General features: G+C 61.2%; 1 protein-coding gene. It reads right to left on the reverse strand.

Translation table 11 applies throughout. The features are described 5' to 3' along the window. On the reverse strand, positions 1 to 584 hold a 584-nt coding region (locus AWB65_RS35155), incomplete at its 3' end, for an enoyl-CoA hydratase/isomerase family protein (RefSeq protein ID WP_087671282.1). Between the last annotated feature and the right edge of the window lie 145 nt (positions 585 to 729).

Genomic DNA, 729 nt, shown 5'->3' on the forward strand with positions numbered 1-729 from the left:
TTGGCGGCAATCTTCGCTGCCAGCTTGAGAGCCGTCGTCATCAAGTCTTCGGGTTCGACGACTTCATCGATCAGACCGAGCCTGAACGCTTCCTGTGCGCCAATCGGTTCGCCGGTGAAGTACATGCGGCGCAATGCGCCCTGCGGAATCAAGCGGCCGTGATGAGCCGCGCCCCCGCAGCGGCCGATATTGATTTCCGGCGTGCCAAACCGCGCATTGCTCGCGGCGATGCGGATATCGCACACGGTGGCCAGCACCGAGCCCGCGCCGAGGGCAGGCCCGTTGATCGCAGCGATGACGGGAATCGGGCAGCGGTAGACGGCGGAAAACGTCCTGCGCACAATGGCTGCCCGCTCGGGATCCTGCTCGGGCGTCGCGCTCAGAAACTCGTTCAGATCGAGCCCCGCGCAAAATGCGCGATTGCCCGCACCGGTGAAGATGGCGCAATGGACATCGAGTTCCTTGCCAAGGTTTTCGAAGAGATCGGCGATTTCGCTATAAAGCGCGAGCGTCAACGCGTTGACCGGCGGCCGGTCGAGGGTGACGATCGCGATACCATCTCGCTTGTCGAGAGTCAGTGACATGGGTTGCCTTTGGTAGAAAGAATTTGTACGATCAGTCGTCGAACCGGTAGATGCGCGCGGGGTTATCGACAAGGATGGTCTCCCGCAACGAGGCGTCGTCCACCCATTCATGGAATGTATTCAGCAAATCGCCGACGTCCGGCGC

The organism is Caballeronia humi (assembly GCF_001544475.1).
Taxonomy (GTDB): Bacteria; Pseudomonadota; Gammaproteobacteria; order Burkholderiales; family Burkholderiaceae; genus Caballeronia; species Caballeronia humi.